Here is a 23,718-nt window from a genome sequence, read left to right on the forward strand (position 1 = left end):
TAATCATGAGCGAATTCAAACGCATCTCCCCCGAGCAGGCCCTGACGCTCAAGCAGGCAGGTGCGGTAGTGGTGGACATTCGCGACCCGCAGGCATTCGCCGCCGGCCATATCAGCGGTGCCCGGCACCTGGACAACCATTCGGTCCCGGATTTCATCTGCAGCGCCGACCTCGACGCCCCAACGTTGGTGGTGTGCTACCACGGCAACTCCAGCCAGAGCGCTGCGGCCTACCTGGTGAACCAGGGCTTTTCAGACGTGTACAGCATCGATGGCGGTTTTGAGCTGTGGCGTGCCACCTTCCCTGCGGAAACTGCCCAAGGCACCGCCGAATAATTTTTTCATAGTGACTGCAGCCCGCGCCCCGTGCGGGCTGGCGCCTAATCTGACGAACGGTCGTTCGCAACTTCTGCCTGCCCCGCCCTTGACCTTGCCGATAACCAACTATTCTTAGGCTCAGGCCATCCGGAAAAAGGGGAGAGCCGGTACACCGGCGTGCGGGTCATCGGTAGCGTTACAGGGTGTTCTGGGGGGTACACAGCAGCCGGGGAAATTCGGTTGCATGCCAGCATCAGCTGACTGATCCGGCGTCGTCTCTACGTATCGAGCGAGGTGACGTCATGAGTATTTTTAGCCACTTCCAACAACGCTTCGAGTCCACGCGCCAGGAAGAACTCTCGCTGCAGGAGTACCTCGAGCTGTGCAAAGAGGATCGCAGTGCCTACGCATCGGCGGCCGAACGCCTGTTGCTGGCAATCGGTGAACCCGAGCTGATCGACACCTCTGCCAACTCCAGGCTGTCGCGTATATTTTCCAACAAAGTCATTCGACGCTACCCGGCCTTTGCCGACTTCCATGGCATGGAAGAGTGCATCGACCAGATCGTCTCTTACTTCCGCCACGCCGCCCAGGGCCTGGAGGAGAAGAAACAGATCCTCTACCTGTTGGGCCCGGTTGGCGGCGGTAAATCGTCCCTGGCCGAAAAGCTCAAGCAGCTGATGGAGCGGGTACCGTTCTATGCCATCAAGGGGTCGCCTGTATTCGAATCCCCTCTGGGGCTGTTCAACGCCACCGAAGACGGGGCCATTCTCGAGGAAGAGTACGGCATCTCGCGGCGATACCTGAGCACCATCATGTCCCCCTGGGCCACCAAGCGCCTGCAGGAGTTTGGCGGCGACATCAGCAAGTTCAAGGTGGTCAAGCTGTACCCCTCTATCCTCAACCAGATCGCCATCGCCAAGACCGAACCGGGCGATGAGAACAACCAGGATATCTCTGCGCTGGTGGGTAAGGTGGATATCCGCAAGCTCGAGGAATTCCCGCAGAACGACGCCGATGCCTACAGCTACTCGGGCGCGCTGTGCCGGGCCAACCAGGGCCTGATGGAGTTTGTGGAAATGTTCAAGGCACCGATCAAGGTGCTGCACCCCCTGCTTACCGCTACCCAGGAAGGCAACTACAACAGTACCGAAGGCCTGGGGGCGATCCCCTACTCCGGCATTCTGCTGGCCCACTCCAACGAATCGGAGTGGCACACGTTCCGCAACAACAAGAACAACGAGGCCTTCATCGACCGTATCTACATCGTCAAGGTGCCGTATTGCCTGCGCGTCAGCGATGAGATCAGGATCTACGACAAGTTGCTGGTCAACAGCTCGCTGTCCAAGGCCCACTGCGCACCCGACACCCTGAAGATGCTCGCCCAGTTCACCGTCCTTTCGCGCCTCAAGGAACCGGACAACTCGAACATCTACTCCAAGATGCGCGTGTACGACGGTGAAAACCTCAAGGACACCGACCCCAAGGCCAAGTCCATTCAGGAGTACCGCGATTCGGCCGGTGTCGACGAGGGCATGAACGGCCTGTCCACCCGGTTTGCCTTCAAGATCCTGTCCAAGGTCTTCAACTTTGACCCGCACGAAGTGGCCGCCAACCCGGTACACCTGTTGTATGTGCTGGAACAGCAGATCGAACAGGAACAGTTCCCCGCCGAAGTGCGTGAGCGCTACCTGCGTTACCTGAAGGAATACCTGGCCCCTCGCTATATCGAGTTCATTGGCAAGGAAATCCAGACGGCCTACCTGGAGTCGTACAGCGAATATGGGCAGAACATCTTCGACCGCTATGTGCTCTACGCCGACTTCTGGATCCAGGACCAGGAGTACCGCGACCCGGAAACCGGTGAAATCCTCAACCGTATCGCCCTTAACGAGGAACTGGAAAAAATCGAGAAACCTGCCGGCATCAGCAACCCGAAGGACTTCCGCAACGAGATCGTCAACTTCGTGCTGCGCGCCCGCGCCAATAACAACGGCAAGAACCCGAGCTGGCTCAGCTATGAAAAGCTGCGGGTGGTGATCGAGAAGAAAATGTTCTCCAACACCGAGGATCTGCTGCCCGTCATCAGCTTCAATGCCAAGGCCAGCAAGGAGGACCAACAGAAACACAACGATTTCGTCACGCGGATGGTGGAGCGTGGCTACACCGACAAGCAGGTCCGCCTGCTGTCGGAATGGTACCTACGTGTAAGGAAATCGCAATAGAGCGCCAAGCTGTGAGCTGCAAGCTGCAAGCTGTTCGCCGTACGGTTCAGTACCGACGCAATAGCTTGCAGCAGCGCTGTCTGCTCTTTCTTGCAGCTTGAAGCTTGAAGCTTGTAGCTCGCAGGCTTGTAGCTCGCGGGCTTGTAGCTCCGCGCTGCATCCAGTTACCGGAGGGACCATGAGCTACGTTATCGACCGACGCCTGAACGGCAAGAACAAGAGCACGGTCAACCGCCAGCGTTTCTTGCGGCGGTACCGCGATCACATCAAGAAAGCCGTCGAAGAGGCGGTTAGCCGCCGCTCGATCATGGACATGGAGCACGGCGAACAGATCAGCATTCCGGGGCGCGATATCGATGAACCGGTGCTGCACCACGGGCGTGGTGGCAAGCAGACCATCGTGCACCCTGGCAACAAGGAATTCACCGCCGGTGAACACATCGCCCGGCCTCAGGGCGGCGGCGGCGGGGGTGGCCGGGGCAAAGCCGGCAACTCGGGTGACGGCATGGACGACTTCGTCTTCCAGATCACCCAGGAAGAGTTTCTGGAATTCATGTTCGAAGACCTGGAGCTGCCGAACCTCGTCAAGCGTCACATCACCGGGGCCGACACCTTCAAAACTGTGCGCGCAGGCGTGGCCAGTGAAGGCAACCCCTCACGCATCAACATCGTGCGCACACTGCGTTCGGCCCATGCCCGGCGCATTGCCCTGACCGGCAGCAGCCGTGCCCTGCTGCGCGAGGCGCAAAAAGAGCTCGAACGCCTGCGGGTGGAGGAGCCTGACAATTTCACTGATATCCAGGAGGTCGAGCAGGAAATCGTCCGCCTCAAGGCGCGCATCAACCGCCTGCCGTTCCTCGATACGTTCGACCTCAAGTACAACCTGCTGATCAAGCAACCCAACCCCAGCTCCAAAGCCGTGATGTTCTGCCTGATGGATGTCTCCGGCTCCATGACTCAAGCCACCAAGGACATCGCCAAGCGCTTTTTCATTCTTTTGTACCTGTTCCTGAAACGTAACTACGACCGAATTGAGGTAGTGTTCATCCGCCACCACACCAGTGCACGCGAAGTGGATGAAGAAGAATTCTTCTACAGTCGCGAAACGGGCGGGACAATCGTTTCCAGCGCACTCAAGCTGATGCAGGAGATCATGGCCGAGCGCTACCCGGCCAGTGACTGGAACATCTACGCCGCCCAGGCGTCGGATGGCGACAACTGGAATGACGATTCACCTATCTGCCGGGATATCCTGACCAAGCAGATCATGCCCCACGTGCAGTACTACACGTATGTCGAGATCACCCCGCGTGAGCACCAGGCGCTGTGGTATGAATACGAGCGCATCGGCGATGCATTCCCAGACACCTTTGCCCAGCAACAGTTGGTATCGGCCGGCGATATCTACCCGGTCTTCCGTGAACTCTTCCAGCGCAGGTTAGCCACATGACCGCCAGAGCACAGAGACGCCAGCCCATCTCCACCGGGTCAGAGTGGACATTCGAACTGATCCAGAACTACGACCGGGAAATCGGCCGCCTGGCCGAGCGCTACGCGCTGGATACGTACCCCAACCAGATCGAGGTCATTACCGCCGAGCAGATGATGGATGCCTATGCATCCGTCGGCATGCCTCTGGGCTATCACCACTGGTCGTACGGCAAACAGTTTCTCAGCACCGAAAAATCCTATACCCGTGGGCAGATGGGCCTGGCCTACGAGATCGTGATCAACTCCGACCCCTGCATCGCCTACCTGATGGAAGAGAACACCATGTGCATGCAGGCACTGGTCATTGCCCACGCCTGTTATGGCCATAACAGCTTCTTCAAGGGTAACTACCTGTTCCGCACCTGGACCGACGCCAGTTCGATCATCGACTACCTGGTTTTTGCCAAGCAGTACATTGCCCAATGCGAAGAGCGTCACGGCATCGACGCGGTAGAAGACCTGATCGACTCTTGCCATGCCCTGATGAACTACGGCGTGGACCGCTACAAGCGGCCCTACCCTATTTCCGCCGAAGAAGAGCGGCGCCGCCAAAAGGACCGCGAAGAACACCTTCAGCGGCAGATCAACGACCTGTGGCGCACCATCCCCAAGAGTGCCGAAAAGGGCAGCGACCGGGATGACGCTCGCTTCCCTGCCGAACCTCAGGAAAACATCCTCTATTTCATCGAAAAGAACGCGCCACTGCTGGAGCCCTGGCAGCGAGAAGTGGTGCGTATCGTGCGCAAGATCGCCCAGTACTTCTACCCGCAACGCCAGACGCAAGTCATGAACGAAGGGTGGGCTACATTCTGGCACTACACCCTCATGAACGACCTCTATGACGAAGGGTTGATCACTGAAGGGTTCATGATGGAATTTCTGCAGTCGCATACCAGTGTGGTGTTCCAGCCAGGCTTCGACAGCCCGTATTACAGCGGCATCAACCCCTACGCACTCGGGTTTGCCATGTACACCGACATCCGCAGGATATGCGAGCACCCCACTGAAGAAGATCGCCGCTGGTTCCCCGACATTGCCGGCAGTGACTGGCTCGCTACCATCAAGTTCGCCATGAGCAGCTTCAAGGACGAAAGCTTTATTCTTCAGTACCTGTCACCCAAGGTCATGCGTGATTTGAAGCTGTTCAGCATTCTCGATGATGACCAGCGCGACGACCTGCTGGTACCGGCCATTCATGACGAAGCGGGCTACCGTGTCATTCGCGAGCAACTTGCTGCCCAGTACAATTTGGGCAACCGTGAACCCAACGTGCAGATCTGGAGTGTGGACCGTCGTGGCGACCGCTCACTGACCCTGCGCCACCAGCAGCACAACCGCAAACCGCTGGGGGACTCCACCGAAGAAGTGCTCAAGCACCTGCATCGGTTGTGGGGCTTTGATATCCATCTCGAAACCGTACAGGGCGACAAAGTGATGAAAACCCACCACATGCCGCCGCGAGGCGACCACGCCGAAGGGGCTGATTACGGCCGCATGGACCTGGCGGTGGTCCACCACCTGTAACCCCACGCCATGGCTGCCGACGGGTTATCCTGTCGGCATTCATGGAGAGTTGTACATGCACATTTACAAAGTCGGCGGCGCAGTACGCGACCGCCTGCTCGGCCTTCCTGTCAGCGATACCGACTGGCTGGTGGTTGGCGCAACCGTCGAAGACATGCACGCCAAAGGCTATCGCCCGGTCGGCACAGACTTCCCCGTCTTCGTGGACCCACATACCGGCGATGAATACGCCCTGGCCCGTACCGAGCGCAAAAGCGGCCGGGGCTACGGCGGCTTCACTTTCTACGCCAGCCCCGACGTCACCCTTGAAGAAGACCTGATCCGCCGCGACCTGACCATCAACGCCATGGCCGAAGACGAACACGGCAAGGTCTATGACCCCTACCATGGCCAGGATGATCTCGAGAAGCGCCTGCTCCGCCATGTTTCGCCGGCCTTTGCCGAGGACCCGCTGCGCGTGTTGCGTGTGGCCCGCTTTACCGCCCGCTACGCACCCATGGGTTTCCGCATTGCCGACGACACCCTGTCGTTGATGCAGCAGATCAGTGCATCGGGTGAGTTGCAGGCACTGACCGCCGAGCGCAGCTGGAAGGAGATTCAGCGGGCACTGATGGAGGCGCAGCCACAGGTGTTCTTCCAGGTGCTAGACGCCTGCCAGGCACTCGAACAGATGATGCCAGAGCTTCACCGAGGGCCTTTGTGCCTAGCCGCACTCCAACAGGCAGCGGCCCATGCCCAGCCCCTGCACGTGCGCTGGGCGTGCCTGCTGGGCAGGCTGGCACCAGAGCAGGTCAAGGCGGTGAACAAGCGCCTCAAGGCCCCCAGGGAGTGCCAGGAGCTGGCCCAGTTGACCAGCCAATGCCTGACGCTGGCAGACAGCGCACTGGAGTTGCCTGCCACTGGCCTGCTGGAGCTGCTACAGCGGTTTGATGTGTACCGGCGCCCCCAACGTTTCGAGGACTTCATCGCCGCCTGCGAAATGACCGCCTTGGGCGATGGAAAAGCCGCTTACCCTCAGGCCGATCACCTGCGCAGCGCAGCAGCAGCAGCCAGAGCGGTGGATGCGCAGCCCCTCGTGCAGGCCGGCCTTACAGGCCAAGCGCTCGGCGAAGCCCTGAAGGCCGAAAGACTAAAAGCCCTGCAACCGTAGGCGCGAGCACAGCGCACGAGCGCAACCCAGGCGGCGACATCCGCGTGTCTGCCGATCAAGCTGGCGTCAACTGCACCCCACGCCAGTCGAATGCAACAGGCGCCAGCACCTGATCGATCTGCGCTTCTTGCCAGAGCTGCCCCATGGGCTTGCCCACCCCCGGGTGCACCAGCTCCGGGGCCAGCAGCGCAAGGGGCCACAGCACAAAGGCGTTTTTCAGGATTTCAGCACGCGGCAGCACCAGCCCATCAAAATTGCCGTGCAGATCGTCATACATCAGCACATCGATATCCAGCGGCAAGCCCTTGCGATCCGGGGCGTAGCGGCCATTGTCGGCTTCGATGAACTTGAGACGGCGGTCCAGTTCGATCAGCGGCAATGTGGTCTGCCCGGTCACCACGAGATTGATGAACGGACCGCTCTTGATACCCACCGGCTGGCTCTCGAACACAGGCGAGCACCGCATGCCGGTGAGAATGGCGGCCAGCGCATCGAGCCCGGCACACAGGTGCGCATGGCGGTCGATATTGCTGCCCAGGCCCAGGTAAACCGTGCTTACAGACATCCGCGCTCGATCTCCACGCCAACACCGCCACGGGCTGCCGGAACGGCGCCTGGCTTGGTCAGCTTCAGCCGCACCCAAGGGATGTTGAACTCCTGCATCAGCACCGCTACCAGGCGCTCGGCGAAGGTTTCCACCAACTCGAAGCGCGCCTGCTCGGCAAAGGCCTGGATCCGCGCTGAGACGCTGGCGTAGTCCAGTGCCAGGCTCAGGTCGTCGCCGGCAGCCGCCGGGCGGTTGTCCCAGCCGAAGCTGAGGTCCAGGCGCAAGCACTGGCGAATATCCCGCTCCCAGTCATAGGCACCAATAACGGTATCGACTTCCAGGCCTTCGATGAACACTCTGTCCAAGCACTTCTCTCCACAGCACGACAAGGGCGACGGGCGCCGTTAGAATCAGGGCGTCCTCGCCCGGAATAGTTAGCATGTTTTGGTTACTGGCGTTACTCGCCTACCTGCTTGGCTCGCTGTCCTTCGCCATTGTTCTCAGCCGCCTTGCGGGCAGCCCGGACCCTCGTTCCAGTGGCTCGGGCAATGCCGGCGCCACTAACATGCTACGCCTTGCAGGGCGCAAGATGGCGATCCTGACCCTGCTCGGCGACCTGTGCAAGGGCCTGCTGCCAGTACTTGTCGCCCGCGCTGCCGGCCTCGACCTGCAGGCACAGGCCTGGATAGGCATTTGTGCAGTGCTGGGCCACCTGTTTCCGCTGTACTTCCGCTTCCACGGCGGCAAGGGCGTCGCAACGGCTGCCGGCATGCTCATGGGTCTGTACTTCCCGGCGGCGCTGCTGGCCATCTGTGCCTGGCTGCTCACCCTCTACCTTACCCGTACCAGCTCGCTTGCGGCACTGATTGCAACCCCGCTGACCCTGCCATTGCTGGCCTGGCGCCAACCCGAGGCGCTGCTGCCCATGACCGTACTGACGATACTGATCGTGTGGCGGCACCGCAGTAACCTGCGCGACCTGTTTGCCGGCCGCGAACGGCATTTTTAACACTCACTGCGGCCAAGCCTTACAGCGGGGGCAACTGCTCCATGGGCCAGCGGGCCTGCACGCTGATTGCCAGGTCCTGCTGTTGACCGGCCAGAAGCCGCTGGCAACCCGCATACGCGATCATCGCGCCATTGTCGGTACAGAATTGCGGACGCGCGTAATAGACGTTGCCTTTGATGCTGGCGAGCATGTCCTCGAGCGAGGTACGCAGGGCCTTGTTGGCGCTCACACCACCGGCAATGACCAGGCGCTTGAGGCCGGTTTGCTTGAGTGCCCGCTTGCACTTGATGGTCAGCGTCTCCACCACCGCCCGCTGGAACGCCAGGGACACGTCGCAACGGGTTTGCTCGTTGTCGTCCCCCGCATTGCGGCACTGCTGCCAGGTGTTCAGGGCGAAGGTCTTCAAGCCGCTGAAGCTGAACTCCAGGCCTGGGCGGTCCGTCATTGGCCGCGGGAATACAAAGCGCCCAGGCGTGCCGCGCTCGGCAAGGCGAGCGATTTCCGGGCCACCGGGGTAGTTCAGGCCAATCAGCTTGGCCGTCTTGTCGAACGCCTCGCCCGCCGCATCGTCAAGGCTCTCGCCCAGCAACTGATACTGGCCGATGCCATCGACACGCACCAACTGGGTGTGGCCGCCGGACACCAGCAAGGCGACGAACGGAAACTCAGGCGGGCTCGCCTCCAGCATGGGTGCCAGCAGGTGGCCTTCCATGTGGTGCACGCCGATGGCCGGCACACCCCACGCAAACGCCAGCGCCTGAGCACACGACGCACCGACCAGCAGCGCACCCACCAGGCCAGGGCCAGCGGTGTAGGAGATGGCGTCGATATCGGTGGCCACGCGGCCTGCATCGCCCAGTACCTGGCGGATCAGCGGCAGCATGCGCTTGACGTGGTCGCGCGAAGCAAGCTCCGGAACAACGCCGCCAAACACACGGTGCAGGTCGATCTGGCTGAACAGCGCATCGGCCAGCAGGCCGCGTTCGCTGTCGTATAATGCGACGCCAGTCTCGTCGCAGGATGTTTCCAATCCCAGTACTAGCATGGGCTCGTCCCTTGTGGGGGCTGAATTCGAAGCCGCGCATGATAGTCCCCGTGTTGGATGCCGACCAGCGGTTTTCGATCAGAGGCTTTGCATTCCGGCGTGCTAAGGGTTAACATCCGCAACCCTTGAAAACCGACGTTCTCCAGCACACCTTTGTTTTGCCAGGAGCGCGTCTACCCCGGTAATGAATTAAGGTAGCCCTGGATGCCAGCCGTCAAAGTTAAAGAGAACGAACCCTTCGACGTAGCTCTGCGTCGTTTCAAGCGCTCCTGCGAAAAAGCCGGTGTACTGGCTGAAGTTCGTAGCCGCGAGTTTTACGAAAAGCCGACTGCAGAACGCAAGCGCAAGGCAGCAGCTGCTGTCAAGCGTCACGCCAAGAAAGTTCAGCGCGAACAGCGCCGCGCCGTTCGTCTGTACTAATACAGGCGTTCAACGCAAAGCTTCTGCCCTGCCCGGCTAACCGCCGGGCGATGGCAGTGGTCGTTTTACACTTGAGCAACTCGCTCAAGGCCCCTGCACACGCTTCACTCACCGTGCTGCGGGCAACCTGCCTTTAACGTCAGAGCTGGTCATCTTTGTTGTAGACCAGACGTGCACGTCCGACTGACGGGTCCCTAGGGCCGGCGACGAGCACACCTTCCCTCGCATTACTCCAAGCCGCACTCGCCACATTCGGCGTGTGAGCGATTAGACTTGCCAGCTGCCAGATTGACGAGACTGCCATGGCCGGGCTGATTCCCCAAAGCTTCATTGACGACCTGATCAACCGCCTCGACATCGTCGATGTGGTGAGTTCACGCGTGCAACTGAAAAAGACCGGCAAGAACTACTCGGCCTGCTGCCCGTTCCACAAGGAAAAAACCCCGTCCTTCACGGTCAGCCCCGACAAGCAGTTCTACTACTGCTTCGGCTGTGGTGCCGGTGGCAACGCCCTTGGCTTCGTCATGGACCACGACAACCTGGATTTTCCCCAGGCCGTGGAAGAGCTCGCTCGCGCCGCAGGCATGGAAGTACCCCGCGAGCAAGGCCGGCGTGACCACAAACCACGCCAGCCAACCGATTCGCCGTTGTACCCGCTGCTGGACGCCGCCTCGGAGTTCTACCGCCAGGCACTGCGCAGCCACCCTACCCGCAAGGCAGCTGTGGACTACCTCAAGGGCCGCGGCCTGTCCGGCGAAGTGGCCCGCGACTTTGGCCTGGGTTTCGCGCCACCGGGCTGGGACAACCTGCTCAAGCACCTGGGCGCCGACACCCTGCAGCAAAAGGTCATGATCGATGCCGGGCTGCTGATCGAGAACGCTGAAAGCGGCAAGCGTTACGACCGTTTCCGCGACCGGGTAATGTTCCCCATTCGCGACAGCCGCGGCCGCATCATCGCCTTCGGTGGCCGGGTGCTGGGCGACGACAAGCCCAAATACCTGAACTCCCCGGAAACGCCTGTGTTCCACAAGGGCCAGGAGCTGTACGGGCTGTATGAAGCACGCAAGCACAACCGCAACCTCGACGAGATCATCGTGGTGGAGGGCTACATGGACGTCATCGCCCTGGCCCAGCAAGGCCTGCGCAATGCCGTGGCTACGCTTGGCACCGCCACCAGCGAAGAACACCTCAAGCGCCTGTTCAGGGTGGTGCCCAGCGTGCTGTTCTGTTTCGACGGCGACCAGGCCGGGCGTAAAGCGGCCTGGCGCGCCCTCGAATCGACCTTGTCGAACCTGCAGGATGGGCGCCGTGCGCGCTTCCTGTTTCTGCCCGAGGGCGAGGACCCAGACAGCCTGGTGCGGGCAGAAGGCACAGATGCGTTCAAGGCGCGTATCAACCAGCACGCCCAGCCGCTGGCCGACTATTTCTTCGAGCAATTGAGCCTGGAAGCAGACCCGCGCTCGCTCGAGGGCAAAGCGCACATGGCGACGCTGGCTGCACCGTTGATCGAAAAAATCCCGGGTGCCAACCTGCGCCAACTGATGCGCAACCGCCTCAGGGAGATCACCGGGCTGGACCTGCAGCAGGTCGAGCAACTGGCCCAGCAGGCACCGCCCCCCAGCAGCGCACCGGACTACGACCCCGGCTACGATTACGATGCCATGGTCAGCTATACCGCCGATTACGGCGACATGCCGCAACCGGACTACGCTGGCGCCCACCAAGAGCAGGCGTGGACGCCGAAAAAAAGCGGAGGCAAGAAGCCCTGGGACAAGAACCGCAAAGGTGGCAAGCCTTGGCAACGCGACGAGGCGCCGCCGCGCGTACCGGCGCCGGTAGAGCCGCCCACACTGGCCGCCCTGCGCACACTGCTGCACCACCCGCTGCTGGCAGGCAAAGTTGAGGACGCCAGCCATTTTGCCGATGAAGAACACCTGTACAGCCAGTTGCTGGTGGCATTGATCGAAGCCGCACAGAAAAATCCTGGGCTAAGCTCAATGCAGTTGATCGCACGCTGGCACGGCACCGAACAAGGCCGCCTGCTACGGGCGCTGGCAGAAAAGGAATGGCTGATCGTGGCCGACAGCCTTGAACAACAGTTTTTCGACACCATTACTAGCTTGTCCGCCCGCCAACGCGAGCGCAGCCTGGAACAACTGCTCAGGAAATCACGTCAAAGCGAATTGACCAGCGAGGAAAAAACCCAGCTTCTCGCCCTGCTGAGCCGTAATGTTCCCGCACAAACGCCGACCTCATCTGGCGCGTGAGGCCCATGCTCGGGTATAATCCTCGGCTTGTTTTTTGCCCGCCAAGACCTTCAGTGGATAGGGTGTTATGTCCGGAAAAGCGCAACAGCAGTCTCGTATCAAAGAGTTGATCACCCGCGGTCGTGAGCAGGGCTACCTGACTTACGCGGAGGTCAACGACCACCTGCCCGAGGATATTTCAGATCCGGAGCAGGTGGAAGACATCATCCGCATGATCAACGACATGGGGATCAACGTATTCGAGAGTGCTCCGGATGCGGATGCCCTTCTGTTGGCGGAAGCCGACACCGACGAAGCCGCGGCCGAAGAAGCCGCTGCTGCGTTGGCGGCAGTTGAGACCGATATTGGCCGCACGACCGACCCGGTGCGCATGTACATGCGTGAAATGGGTACCGTCGAGCTGCTGACCCGTGAAGGCGAAATCGAAATCGCCAAGCGTATCGAGGAAGGCATCCGTGAAGTCATGGGCGCCATCGCTCACTTCCCGGGTACTGTCGACCATATCCTCGGCGAATACGACCGCGTGACCACCGAAGGTGGCCGCCTGTCGGACGTTCTCAGCGGTTACATCGACCCTGACGACAATATCGCCGCGCCTACCGAAGAAGTCCCTGTTCCAGGCGCCAAGGCTGCCGCGACCAAGGAAGAATCGGAAGACGAAGAAGAAGAGTCCGACAGCGACGACGAGGAAGAGACCGAGAGCGGTCCAGACCCGGAAGTCGCGCGTCAGCGCTTTGGGGCCGTCTCCGACCAGCTTCAGGTCACCAACAAGGTGGTCAAGAAGCATGGTCGTGGCCACAAGGAAAGCGTCGCAGCCCTGCAGGCACTGGCCGATCTGTTCATGCCGATCAAGCTGGTCCCCAAGCAGTTCGAAGTGCTGGTCGAGCGTGTTCGCGATGCCCTGAGCCGCCTGCGTCAGCAGGAACGCGCCATCATGCAGCTGTGCGTGCGTGATGCCCGCATGCCTCGTGCCGACTTCCTGCGCATGTTCCCAAGCAACGAAACCGACCAGACCTGGAGCGGTGACCTTGCCAAGCGCAACACCAAATGGGCTGCCGCCCTGGGTGAAAAGGACGCGGCCATCGTCGCCTGCCAGCAGAAGCTGATCGACCTTGAAAACGAAAGCGGCCTGACCGTTGCCGAGATCAAGGAAATCAACCGTCGCATGTCCATCGGCGAAGCCAAGGCTCGCCGCGCCAAGAAAGAAATGGTCGAGGCGAACCTGCGTCTGGTGATCTCCATCGCCAAGAAGTACACCAACCGTGGCCTGCAGTTCCTGGACCTGATCCAGGAGGGCAACATCGGCTTGATGAAGGCGGTGGACAAGTTCGAATACCGTCGTGGCTACAAGTTCTCCACCTACGCCACCTGGTGGATTCGTCAGGCGATTACCCGCTCCATCGCCGACCAGGCGCGCACCATTCGTATTCCGGTGCACATGATCGAGACGATCAACAAGCTCAACCGTATTTCCCGGCAGATGCTGCAGGAAATGGGTCGCGAACCGACCCCGGAAGAGCTGGGCGAGCGCATGGAAATGCCTGAGGACAAGATCCGCAAGGTATTGAAGATCGCCAAAGAGCCGATCTCCATGGAAACCCCGATCGGTGACGATGAAGATTCGCACCTGGGTGACTTCATCGAGGACTCGACCATGCAGTCCCCGATCGACGTTGCCACGGTCGAAAGCCTCAAGGAAGCCACCCGTGACGTGCTCTCGGGCCTGACCGCACGCGAAGCCAAGGTGCTGCGCATGCGCTTCGGTATCGACATGAACACCGACCACACCCTCGAAGAGGTGGGCAAGCAGTTTGACGTGACCCGTGAGCGGATCCGTCAGATCGAAGCGAAGGCGCTGCGCAAGCTTCGCCACCCCACCCGCAGCGAGCACCTGCGCTCCTTCCTCGACGAGTGACGGCGTAGCGTTAACGTATTGGGGCCGCTTTTGCGGCCCCAATTGCGTCTGCGGCAAAGCAAAAGGCCACCAGCGCATCGGCGCGCGCAAGGCCCTGTAACCCTTAAAAAAACTCCCCTTCCCAAGCCTACGCTCGCGGCATTGGCCGTCTACACTCGTTTCAGAACTTCTGAATGCGAGGCCGCTATGCCCCTGATGCCGGCCAACCTGGTGCTGTACGGCTTACCCACGGTACTGTTGCTGATGATGGTGCTGGCCGTTGTCATGCGTATCAATCGGCGCCTCAGCTCGGAAATTTCCCGCCGTATTGCCCTGGAACAGGAGCTGCGCAGCAGCGAGTACCACTACCGCGGCCTGGTCGAAAGCCTGTCGGCTATTGCCTGGGAGGCGGACGCCAACGACTTCACCTTCAGTTATGTGTCCCCCCACGCCGAAAACCTGCTCGGCTACCCACTGAGTGACTGGCTCAAGCCCGGTTTCTGGCGCAGCATTCTGCACGCCGACGACGCTCTCTGGGCCCAAGCCTATTGCGACAGCGAGACGGCGGCTGGGCGAGACCACAGCCTGGACTACCGGGTTATACGCGCCGACGGCCAGCCGCTGTGGGTGCGCAATATCGTCAGCATGATCAAACACGGCCACCAGCCCGTCATACGCGGCCTGATGATCGACATCAGCGAAACCAAGCGCACCGAAGATGCCCTGCGCTTGTCCGAACAGAAGTTTGCCTCGGTGTTTCAACAATGCCCGGACATCCTGCTAATCGCACGCCACAGCGATGGCTGCCTGCTGGAAGTGAACGAAGCGTTCGAAGAGCAGATTGGCCTTACGCCAGGCGAAGTGATAGGCCGTACGGCGACCGAACTCAACCTCTGGGCCGTGGCAGGTACAGGCCCACTGCTACTCGACCGCCTGCACCAGGGCGGTATCCGCAACCTGGAGATGAGCTTCCGCCGCAGCAATGGCCAGTTGTTCACAGGCCTTACCTCCGCTGAAACCTTTGAGCTAGACGGTACGCCCGCGCTGGTGGTGGCCGTGCGAGACATCAGCCAGCTCAAGGAAACCCAGGAACAGCTGCAAACCTCTGAGGAGAAGTTCGCCAAAGCCTTCCACGCCTCCCCAGACGGCCTGCTGTTGTCGCGCCAGAGCGATGGCCTGCTGCTGGAAGTGAACGAAGGTTTCTGCCGGCTTACCGGTTACGCACTCAACCCGACCATTGACCAGACTTCGCTCGACCTGGGCATCTGGGTAGACCTGAACGAGCGCAAACGCCTGCTTGCCCGGCTCAACCAGGATGGGTTCGTGCGCGACTTCACCTGCCACATACGCCGCAGCGACGGGCAGATCCGGCTGTGTGAGCTGTCTGCACGCCCGCTGCCGATTGCCGGCACCGACTGCATGTTGACCATCGCCCGCGACATCACCGAACGCCACCTGATGCAGGAAAAACTGCAACTGGCGGCCACGGTATTCGAGAACACCGCCGAGGGCGTGCTGATCACCGACATTGACCAGCGCATCAGTGCGGTCAACCGCGCCTTCAGTGAAATCACTGGCTACAGTGAAATCGAGGCCCTGGGCCAGACCCCTCGCCTGCTCGCGTCCGGTCAGCATGACAGTGCGTTCTACGCGGCCTTGTGGCATCAGCTGACCGCCGAGGGCCACTGGCAAGGCGAAATCTACAACAAGCGCAAGAACGGTGAGTTTTACCCCAGCTGGCTCACCATCAGCGCCGTGCGCAACACAGAGCGGGACATCACCCACTTCGTTGCGGTATTCGCCGACATTTCCAGTATCAAGCACGCCCAGGCCAAGCTGGACTATCAAGCGCACCACGACCCGCTAACCGGCCTGCCCAACCGCGCCCTGTTCGAGAACCGCCTGCAAGCCGTGCTCACCTGTGCGCAGGTGTCCAACCGCCAGGGCGCAGTGCTGTTCCTCGACCTCGACCGTTTCAAGCACATCAACGACAGCCTCGGCCACCCAGTGGGTGACCTATTGCTCAAGGGTATCGCCCAACGCCTCAAGGAGCAGGTGCGCGACGTAGACACCGTCGCCCGCCTGGGTGGCGACGAGTTCATCATCCTGCTGCCCGGCCTGCACAAGCCCAGCGACGCCAGTTCCATCGCCAACAAGCTGCTTGCCTGCTTTAGTGCGCCATTCCAGGCTGGCGAGCACGAGTTTTTCACCAGTGCCAGCATCGGTATCAGCCTTTATCCACAGGACGGCACTGATGTTGCCACCCTGATCCGCAACGCTGACGCCGCCATGTACCGGTCCAAGGCCAAAGGTCGCAACCGGGTCGAAGCCTACACCTGCGACCTTACTGCCCAGGCCAGCGAACGCATCGCCTTGGAGCATGAGTTGCGGCGAGCCATCGAGCGCAACGAGATGAGCCTGTGCTTCCAGCCCAAACTCAGCCTGCAAACCCAGACCCTGGTCGGCGCAGAGGCCTTGATCCGCTGGAGCCACCCGACCTTTGGCGAAGTGCCCCCGGAGCATTTCATCCACCTGGCAGAAGAAAACGGCACCATCCTGCAAATCGGCGATTGGGTACTGGAGCAGGCCTGCCGGCAGATGCAGGCCTGGAAACAACGCTACGAGCCTTTCGGCCCCCTGTCCATCAACCTGGCCGGCGCCCAGTTGCGCCAACCCCACCTGGCGCGCCGCATCGAGGCGCTACTCAAACAGCACCAGCTCAAGGCTGGCGACCTGCAACTGGAAATCACCGAGAACTTCATCATGAGCCAGGCCGAAGAGGCCCTGGCCGTGTTGCACCAGCTGAAAAGGCTCGGCGTGCAACTGGCCATCGATGACTTCGGCACCGGCTATTCGTCGCTCAGCTACCTCAAGCGCCTGCCGCTGGACATCCTGAAAATCGACAAGTCGTTCATTCGCGGCCTGCCAGACGACCCCCACGACGCCGCCATCGCCCGCGCAATCATCGCCCTGGGCCGCAGCATGCAGCTCACCATCATCGCCGAAGGCGTGGAAAACCAGGCCCAACAACGTTTCCTGGCAGCCGAGGGCTGCGAGCAGATCCAGGGCTACATCGTCAGCCTGCCGCTGATGCCTGACGAGTTCGCCGCCACATTCCTTCGCATAGCACTATCGGATCTTTCAGATGGCACTGGTGCGCAACCCTCGTTATAATCCCGGCCTCCTACTGAGGGCCTATAGCTCAGTTGGTTAGAGCAGAGGACTCATAATCCTTTGGTCCACGGTTCGAGTCCGTGTGGGCCCACCAAACCAAAAGCCGCGTATATACGCGGCTTTCGTGTTTTTGGCGAGGCCTTCCCAGCTGAAGCCCTGTCGGGTGAGCGTACTCATCAGGCAGTGCGGCAAGGCTTCCCCGTCTAGATGGAATGCGAGCAGCAACAAAAGCTGAATCGCAGCTGTTCACATCTTGATCGGGAAACATTAAGGTAACTAATTGCCACACACCGCCCTGGATGGCGCATAGCGCGGAACATGGAGCCGTTCTCCACTTCCCTCATGCCAAGATGCATGCACTCAACCTCGGCCCGCCCGCTATCCCTGGCGCAGCGTCGATTGGGTTACCGCCCCCAGAGCGCGAGTTCTTGATAACGCCTTACGACGATATCAACTTACATTTGCGGCCGAAGCTGAACCAGCTTCAGCTTACACGCTGGTATTCGCCAGGATTTGGCACGGGGAACTGAAAGGGAATGCTGAGCACGAAGACACTGCAATACACAGCGCTCGCCACGGCCATTGCCATGGGGCTCAGTGGATGCGCGACGATTGACAAAACCCTGGGAGAGAACTCAGGCAAGTTCGCCTGCGGTGCCGGCGCTGTGCTGGGTTCGCTCGTCGTGGGGGGTGTGGTCGCTGCCTCTGGTGGTAACGGCAACCAGATCGCCGCCGGCGCTGTTGCGGGAGGCGCTTTGGGCTGCGGCGCGCTGTATGCCTATAAGCAGCGCGTCGATCGCCTAAGGGCTGTAGCTGCCGAGCAGGGCGTGACGGCTGAAGTGCGAGAAGTCGAAATGGTCTCTGCCAGCGGCGACAAGAAGTCTGTCGGTGTGGAAGCCCAAATCGAAACGACCGAGATGTTCCCGTCGGGCTCGGCAACATTGACCAGTCAGGGCTACCGCAAACTGAGCGTAATGGCACAGGAATTTGCGCGTGATCGAACAGCCGCCCGACCCGGTGCCCCGACCAAGAAACTCCTGGTCGTTGGCCACACCGACTCTTCAGGCAGTGCTGAACTCAACCAGAAACTGTCCGAGCAACGGGCTCGAACCGTCGCCGACATGATGGCCGCGATTGGCGTCCCGCAGCAGGATATTTTCTTCCAGGGCGCAGGGTCCGCACGGCCTGTGGCTGATAACACCTCCCTCGCCGGCAGAGCGAAAAACCGTCGGGTAGAGATCGTCGAAGTCGACAACGAGCAGGTGCTGGCGCAGCGCGTGCGCGAGGAGCGGTCGGGTGCCAGGTATCTGGCTCATGGCACGGCCGTCGCGCCCAAGGTCAAGGTTGAAAAGGCGGCGGCAAAGCGTGGCGCTGATTCCAGGCCTACCCAGGTCGCCACAACTGCAAAGCAGCCGGTGAGCACGCCCACTCTTCCGCAAACCCCGGTTCTCAACGACAAGGCCCCCGTACTGCCAACCAGCCCTGGCGCAGAGGTGGTGGTGCAGCTTGCGGGCCAAGGCGGTATCGACTTCGGTGGCGTACCCGTCACCACCACCACCTCCATGCTGTCATCGAACATACAACCGAAGCGTTCGACCTTTTCCTTGATCAGTTCGGCATACGCCAATGCTCCGGTTACCTCGTGCGTTGGGGACCTGCCGCGGGTGCAGGGCGAGGTGAAGAACCTGGCCACTGGTGTTGGGCTGAAAGCGTTCTCCACCACTGACTTCCTGCCCGGCCTGAATGGCGGTGTCTGGGCAAGCAAGGTCAATGGCCACGTGGCTGCAGTAGGTCCTGTTGCCGTGCTGCGCGACACCGGTGCCGCGGCTGGTGCCCCGGTCATGCAGTTCATCACCAACGTCGGTACCGCCCAGAAGACAAACTCTGCCCCGGTCAAGTCGGTCGCCAACACCTATGAAGGTGAAACCCAGGTGCTGTACCGCGTCTTCGCGCTCGACCAAAAAAACACGCCGGTTTCATGCATGGACATCGTGTTCGACAAACGTGCAGGCAAGGCCGTCGCTGGCGAAATCTACTACCCGAAACAGGGTGACGCCTACGTGGCGCAGTTCCAACCGCTGAAGCGCGGCTAAGGAGAAGTACCCATGCTTGAAACCATTCAGACGTTTTTTGCCAGCTATTGGCACATCGTCCTGCCCATCGTTCTGCTGATATTTTTGACCATCCCGATCATCATCAACTGGTATGAGGTGCGCTACGCCCTGATGAAGGCGCGTATCAACGCCCCTTGGGTCGGCCGCCTGTCACATTGGGTCAAGAATCCGGGTTCGAAGGAGCTACCGACCCCGAAAAACCCGGAAGCGGTTGGCTTCTACGAGTCGGAGAGCCAGCTGAACCTGAAATACGAAACCTACTACCGCGACCACCAGCCGTCTGAAGCCCATTTCAAGCACTGCCAGAACTACCTGGGCAAGATCGGCGAAGACAACCGCAAAGAAAAAGGTTTCGGTATGTGGGCGATCATCATCGTACTGATGCTGATCGAGGCCACTGCTTTCGGTTACGCGCTTGCGCCCTTTGCCTTGACGCTGGCAACCCCCGACACGGCGGTAGCCGGTGCATTTGGCATCGGGTTGGTGATATCGATCATAGGTGTGTTTCTCTCCGAGTTCGCTGGCCGTCAGCTCTACCTCAACAGTATCGTCAGCAAGATCATGAGCTACGAGGAACTGCGTCACGGTGGCGCGGATGGCGACATGGTATCCCGTGACATCGTCACCATCGATAACACTCATATCGATGACGAGCGCCCGGAATATCAGCGCATGCTGAACCGTGTGAAGGTACCGCAGGATGGCGCCATGCCGGCCAAGCGTTACGGCATCGTTGTCGGCTATGCCGTATTTATTGTCATCCTGGCCGTCGCTGCGTTCTGGGTACGTGCTGAAACCCTCAATGCACAAGAGGCCGACCTGATCGCCAACCCACCGGCTGTGTCGCAAGGCGCCGACGACTTCCCTGCCAGCGGCCAGGATGACTTCCCGCTGCCAAGCGAGATGCAGTCCATCGCCAATGAGGCCGCTGGCAAATCAGCCCAGGACCAGATTGATGCGCTCCACCGCGCCAGCCTTGTCACGTTCGGGGTGCTGAGTTCGCTGTTCATCTTCATCCAGTTCACCTCGACCTTCCTGGCCTACAGCTTTGGCTTTGCCGGTACCTACTCGCGCAAGGCGTGGGAACGGGTGCACAAGTTCTCCAGTGCCAGTGAATTCGCGCGGTATCACCAAGCCAAAGCCCGCAGCATCGCCAATGACGCCCAGTCGGCCCTCGGCAAACTCCAGGCGCTTCAGCTGGCACACTTTCGCGTGAAAGGGGGGGACCGCGAAGCGCTGCGCAAAGACAATGTTGCCCGTACATTCGCACGCTTCATTGAAGAGCAGGATGCAGGCAAGGCCTGGGCTGACCAGAAAGCCATTGCTGATCAACTGGGTAAAGACAGCCGGGCGGTATTGGAAAACTACATCAAGAAATCCACTGCAGACCTGAACACTGCAATTGCCAACAACGATGTTGCAAGAATCGATGAAATCATTCGTTTCGCCTTGCCGCGGATGAATCAGATCGAAGAGCCTTCTCTGATACAGCTGTGCAATACCTTCAAAAGCGTAGCGAACACCTTCGTGGTACCCACCCCATCGGCCCCCGTTGTTGCCGCGCCAGCGCCTATGGCGACCCCCACTGTAGCCGTTCAAGTAAATGTCCCCGTCGAAGCTCCGCCGGTAATGGCCGTGATGCAGACTGGACGCGTCATTGAAGCGGCTCCAGCGGACGCAGTTACTGTTGTACCCGATGCTCCAGCGCCCATGGCGGGTGGCTTTGACCCCCACCAGTTCGGTGACCTGACTGAGTTCCACGAGGATGACCTGCCTTTCGTGGCAACGACCAAAGGCATTGATCTTGAAACCATCAAGCGCGCTCGCCGTCTGCAACTGATGGTCAAGCAGAGCGGCCAGCGTGCCTGAGCCTGTGCTGAGCAGCTGCGTGACTGCGCAGCTGCTTTACTAAAAATGGAGGTTTCATGAACATCAAGAGCTTGGCCCTGGCGCTGCTACTCGTGCCAACCGCTCTGGTGGCGGCGGAGCGTAATGACGTTCCTAGCTGCTACGCCAACGCCCGCATCACCGAGTTCCGCACCGCGCCGTCCGGCCGGATGCTGACCGTTGTCGTTGACCAGACCACCCCGCTGACCCAGGACCTGCAGCGAACGGCCTGGGGGCACATCAAACGCTTCATGCAGCCAGGCGACAAGATCCGCCTCTACTCCTTCAGCGCGTACCTTGAAGGCCACTACACGCGCCTGCGCTACGCTGGCGAGCTGGAAAAACCGATCGATCCGAAAGTGCTGGGTAGCGTGCCGATGATGGCGACCCGTAAATTCGAATCCTGCCTCAAGAACCAGCCTGCGCAGCTGTTCCAAGGCTTCGGTAGGGCCTTTGCTGCCACCATGGGCAAGTCCAGCTCCGATATTCCCCGCAGTGAAATCCTGTTCAGCCTGAAAGCCGTGGGAGAGGACCTGACCAAGGCCGAAGGCGTCAGCGAGCATGTCATGCTGGTGATGTCCGATATGCTGGAGTACAGCGACTTTGGAAGTTTCTATCAATCCAACGGCATCCGCCAAATCGATCCGAAGGTCGAAATCGCCAAGGTCGAGAAGCAAAAGTTGCTGGCGGACTTCCAAGGCGCGCGGGTTTACATACATGGTGCAGCGTTTGTGCCGACCACAGCCAAAAACGGCTACCGTAGCGGAAAAATGATCCAGAACCTGGAACAGTTCTGGCGTAGTTACTTCCAGGCGTCCAATGCCAGTCTGGCTGGTTTTGGCAATCCTGAACTGACGACGGCTGTCGAGTAGACCCGGAAGCCAGCACCCGGCGAACCCTGACCCTCAAAACCGCAGAGACTCACCATGCCGGACTCCCGCCCGCTTGCACTGGACGAAATCGACCGCCAGCTCATTGCCCTGCTGCAGCTGAATGCCCGCGAAAGCGTCGCCACCCTCGCCCGCCACCTGGGCATCGCCCGTACCACCGTCAATTCGCGCCTGGAGCGGCTGGAGAAGAACAAGGTCATCACCGGCTATGGCGTGCGCCTGGGGCAGCGGGTGATGGGCGGGGGGTTGCAGGCCTATGTGGGCATCAAGGTACAACCGCGCTCGGGCAAGGACGTGGTCAAGCGCCTGAGTGCCATGGGGCAGGTTCAGCAGTTGTGTGCAGTGAGCGGTGAGTTCGATTACGTGGCTTGGCTGCAGACCGATTCGCCTGAGCAGCTTGACCAGCTGCTTGACCAGATCGGCAGCCTGGACGGGGTGGAGAAAACCACAACGTCGATCATTCTCAGCAGCAAGGTCGATCGCGGGCAGCCGGTTTAACCCGCTCGCTCTTCGAGTCCGTGTGGGCCCATCAACTTGAAAGCCCTGGCTTGAGCATTAGACAGTGAGCCAAATAGCAAGCATTATCGGCTCACTAGATGAGCCGAATAGGCTCCCTAATCGGCTCACAGATGAGTGCCCCTATGAATGACCCGCTTTGGATCTGGCAGCACACAGACTGGCCGCACTTCAGCTGGCAAGCCGAAGCGCTTGCACCACTGCTGCGCGCGTGCGGTCAGGCTCAGGGCCGTTTGTTGGGAATGCTCGGCGCGGTAGGCACTGAGACCGAAGTGCAGAGCAGCCTGGATGCCATGCTGCAGAACATCGTCACCTCATCAGCCATTGAGGGAGAGCAGCTGAATGTCGGCTCCGTACGTTCGTCACTGGCGCGGCGCTTGGGGCTGAACGAAGACGGCCGCATCACCCCCCGCTCCGAAGGGCTGGCAGAACTGCTTCTCGATGCTACCCGCGCACATCAAGAGCCACTTGACGACCAGCGACTCTTCACCTGGCACCGTTGGCTATTTCCCCGCGATGACCAAATGCTGGCAAGACCATTACAGATCGGTTCATTGCGCGGTGAAGAGGCGATGCAAGTGGTCTCCGGGCGTATCGACCAACCGACCGTGCATTTCGAAGCACCTCCGCGAGCAGGGCTGGAAACCCTGCTGGCAGACTTTCTCGCCTGGTTCGAGAGCAGCCGAAGCGATGTCAGCCTGGATCCGTTTCTTCGCGCCGGCATCGCCCATTTCTGGTTCGTTACCCTGCACCCTTTCGATGACGGCAATGGTCGCCTCACCCGTGCCATTACCGACCTTGCACTGGCCCAGGGTGAACAACAGGCTATCCGCTTTTATGCGATGTCCGCGAGCATGCTCGACGACCGCGCCGGGTATTACCGCATCCTGGAAGCCAGTCAGAAAGGTGTGCTGGATATCACCGGGTGGCTGCAGTGGTTTCTCGCAACCTTGCTCAACAGCTTGGAGCAGGCCCTTGCCCGCATTGACCGTGTGGTGGCGAAGGCGCGCTTCTGGCAGGCACACCGCCGCCAAACCCTGGCGGCAGAGCAGATCAAAGTGCTCAATCGTTTACTCGATGGCGGAGAACGGGGTTTCGAAAACGGTATCAGCGCAGGCCAATACCAAGCTGTGGCCAAGGTTTCCAAAGCAACGGCGACCCGCCATTTGAGCGACCTGCTGGAAAAAGGCTGCATCGAGCGGCTGCCCGGTGGCGGGCGCAGCACCCGTTACAAGATCGCACGCTGAG

General features: G+C 60.3%; 17 protein-coding genes, 1 tRNA gene and 1 pseudogene. 16 read left to right on the forward strand and 3 right to left on the reverse strand.

Going from position 1 to position 23,718, the window contains the following annotated elements; all coding sequences use genetic code 11:
• The first annotated feature begins 5 nt into the window (after window positions 1-5).
• The 5 genes from glpE (at window position 6) to IAE33_RS02990 (ending at window position 6,707) form a co-directional block, all read left to right on the forward strand.
• Window positions 6-335, forward strand: a complete 330-nt coding sequence (glpE, locus tag IAE33_RS02970) for a thiosulfate sulfurtransferase GlpE (protein WP_201162081.1) — start codon at window positions 6-8, stop codon at window positions 333-335.
• A gap of 284 nt (window positions 336-619) precedes the next feature.
• Entirely contained in the window at window positions 620-2,542 is a 1,923-nt protein-coding gene (locus tag IAE33_RS02975; RefSeq protein ID WP_028633544.1) for a PrkA family serine protein kinase, read from the forward strand.
• Between the two features lie 178 nt (window positions 2,543-2,720).
• Window positions 2,721-3,992, forward strand: a complete 1,272-nt coding sequence (locus tag IAE33_RS02980; protein ID WP_060482870.1) for a YeaH/YhbH family protein — start codon at window positions 2,721-2,723, stop codon at window positions 3,990-3,992.
• Window positions 3,989-5,557 carry a SpoVR family protein gene (locus IAE33_RS02985; RefSeq protein ID WP_201162083.1) on the forward strand — a complete coding sequence of 523 codons (1,569 nt, stop codon included), beginning with the start codon at window positions 3,989-3,991 and terminating at the stop codon, window positions 5,555-5,557. The genes IAE33_RS02980 and IAE33_RS02985 overlap by 4 nt, the downstream gene beginning before the upstream one ends.
• A gap of 55 nt (window positions 5,558-5,612) precedes the next feature.
• Window positions 5,613-6,707 carry a multifunctional CCA addition/repair protein gene (locus tag IAE33_RS02990; RefSeq protein ID WP_201162085.1) on the forward strand — a complete coding sequence of 365 codons (1,095 nt, stop codon included), beginning with the start codon at window positions 5,613-5,615 and terminating at the stop codon, window positions 6,705-6,707.
• Between the two features lie 55 nt (window positions 6,708-6,762).
• Here IAE33_RS02990 and folK read toward each other — a convergent pair whose 3' ends face one another.
• Entirely contained in the window at window positions 6,763-7,272 is a 510-nt protein-coding gene (gene folK, locus IAE33_RS02995; RefSeq protein ID WP_201162086.1) for a 2-amino-4-hydroxy-6-hydroxymethyldihydropteridine diphosphokinase, read from the reverse strand.
• Window positions 7,263-7,619, reverse strand: a complete 357-nt coding sequence (folB, locus tag IAE33_RS03000) for a dihydroneopterin aldolase (RefSeq protein ID WP_028633549.1) — start codon at window positions 7,617-7,619, stop codon at window positions 7,263-7,265. The genes folK and folB overlap by 10 nt, the downstream gene beginning before the upstream one ends.
• Before the next feature lie 74 nt (window positions 7,620-7,693).
• Here folB and plsY point away from each other — a divergent pair, with 74 nt between their 5' ends.
• Entirely contained in the window at window positions 7,694-8,263 is a 570-nt protein-coding gene (gene plsY, locus IAE33_RS03005) for a glycerol-3-phosphate 1-O-acyltransferase PlsY (RefSeq protein WP_201162087.1), read from the forward strand.
• Window positions 8,264-8,282: 19 nt separating this feature from the next.
• On the opposite strand, the gene tsaD is transcribed toward plsY, so the two are convergent.
• A complete protein-coding gene (gene tsaD / locus IAE33_RS03010) occupies window positions 8,283-9,308 on the reverse strand; it encodes a tRNA (adenosine(37)-N6)-threonylcarbamoyltransferase complex transferase subunit TsaD (protein ID WP_201162088.1) in 1,026 nt (341 codons plus the stop codon).
• Between the two features lie 204 nt (window positions 9,309-9,512).
• Between tsaD and rpsU the strand changes: the two genes are divergently transcribed.
• The 10 genes and pseudogenes from rpsU to IAE33_RS03060 all read left to right on the forward strand — a co-directional run bounded on the left by rpsU (window position 9,513) and on the right by IAE33_RS03060 (window position 23,717).
• Window positions 9,513-9,728, forward strand: coding sequence for a 30S ribosomal protein S21 (gene rpsU, locus IAE33_RS03015; RefSeq protein WP_003255575.1), 216 nt, complete (start codon window positions 9,513-9,515; stop codon window positions 9,726-9,728).
• Between the two features lie 302 nt (window positions 9,729-10,030).
• Window positions 10,031-11,995 (forward strand): DNA primase, encoded by a 1,965-nt coding sequence (gene dnaG / locus IAE33_RS03020; protein WP_201162089.1) that lies wholly within the window; start codon window positions 10,031-10,033, stop codon window positions 11,993-11,995.
• A gap of 67 nt (window positions 11,996-12,062) precedes the next feature.
• Window positions 12,063-13,910: an RNA polymerase sigma factor RpoD gene (gene rpoD / locus IAE33_RS03025; RefSeq protein ID WP_201162090.1), complete on the forward strand. Its 1,848-nt coding sequence runs from the start codon at window positions 12,063-12,065 to the stop codon at window positions 13,908-13,910.
• Between the two features lie 201 nt (window positions 13,911-14,111).
• Window positions 14,112-17,063, forward strand: a pseudogene (locus tag IAE33_RS03030) (EAL domain-containing protein); the annotation flags it as partial.
• A gap of 17 nt (window positions 17,064-17,080) precedes the next feature.
• Window positions 17,081-17,157: transfer RNA gene (locus IAE33_RS03035), tRNA-Ile, on the forward strand.
• Window positions 17,158-17,599: 442 nt separating this feature from the next.
• A complete protein-coding gene (locus IAE33_RS03040) occupies window positions 17,600-19,156 on the forward strand; it encodes an OmpA family protein (RefSeq protein WP_201162092.1) in 1,557 nt (518 codons plus the stop codon).
• 12 nt (window positions 19,157-19,168) lie between these two features.
• Window positions 19,169-21,046, forward strand: a complete 1,878-nt coding sequence (locus IAE33_RS03045) for a hypothetical protein (protein WP_201162093.1) — start codon at window positions 19,169-19,171, stop codon at window positions 21,044-21,046.
• Window positions 21,047-21,102: 56 nt separating this feature from the next.
• Window positions 21,103-21,936 (forward strand): hypothetical protein, encoded by an 834-nt coding sequence (locus IAE33_RS03050; RefSeq protein WP_236406011.1) that lies wholly within the window; start codon window positions 21,103-21,105, stop codon window positions 21,934-21,936.
• A 54-nt stretch (window positions 21,937-21,990) separates the two neighbouring features.
• Window positions 21,991-22,452: an Lrp/AsnC family transcriptional regulator gene (locus IAE33_RS03055; protein ID WP_201162094.1), complete on the forward strand. Its 462-nt coding sequence runs from the start codon at window positions 21,991-21,993 to the stop codon at window positions 22,450-22,452.
• Window positions 22,453-22,595: 143 nt separating this feature from the next.
• Window positions 22,596-23,717 carry a Fic family protein gene (locus IAE33_RS03060; RefSeq protein WP_201162095.1) on the forward strand — a complete coding sequence of 374 codons (1,122 nt, stop codon included), beginning with the start codon at window positions 22,596-22,598 and terminating at the stop codon, window positions 23,715-23,717.
• Window position 23,718: the final 1 nt, after the last annotated feature.

It is taken from the genome of Pseudomonas sp. S60 (assembly GCF_016647865.1).
GTDB classification, from domain to species: domain Bacteria; phylum Pseudomonadota; class Gammaproteobacteria; order Pseudomonadales; family Pseudomonadaceae; genus Aquipseudomonas; species Aquipseudomonas parafulva.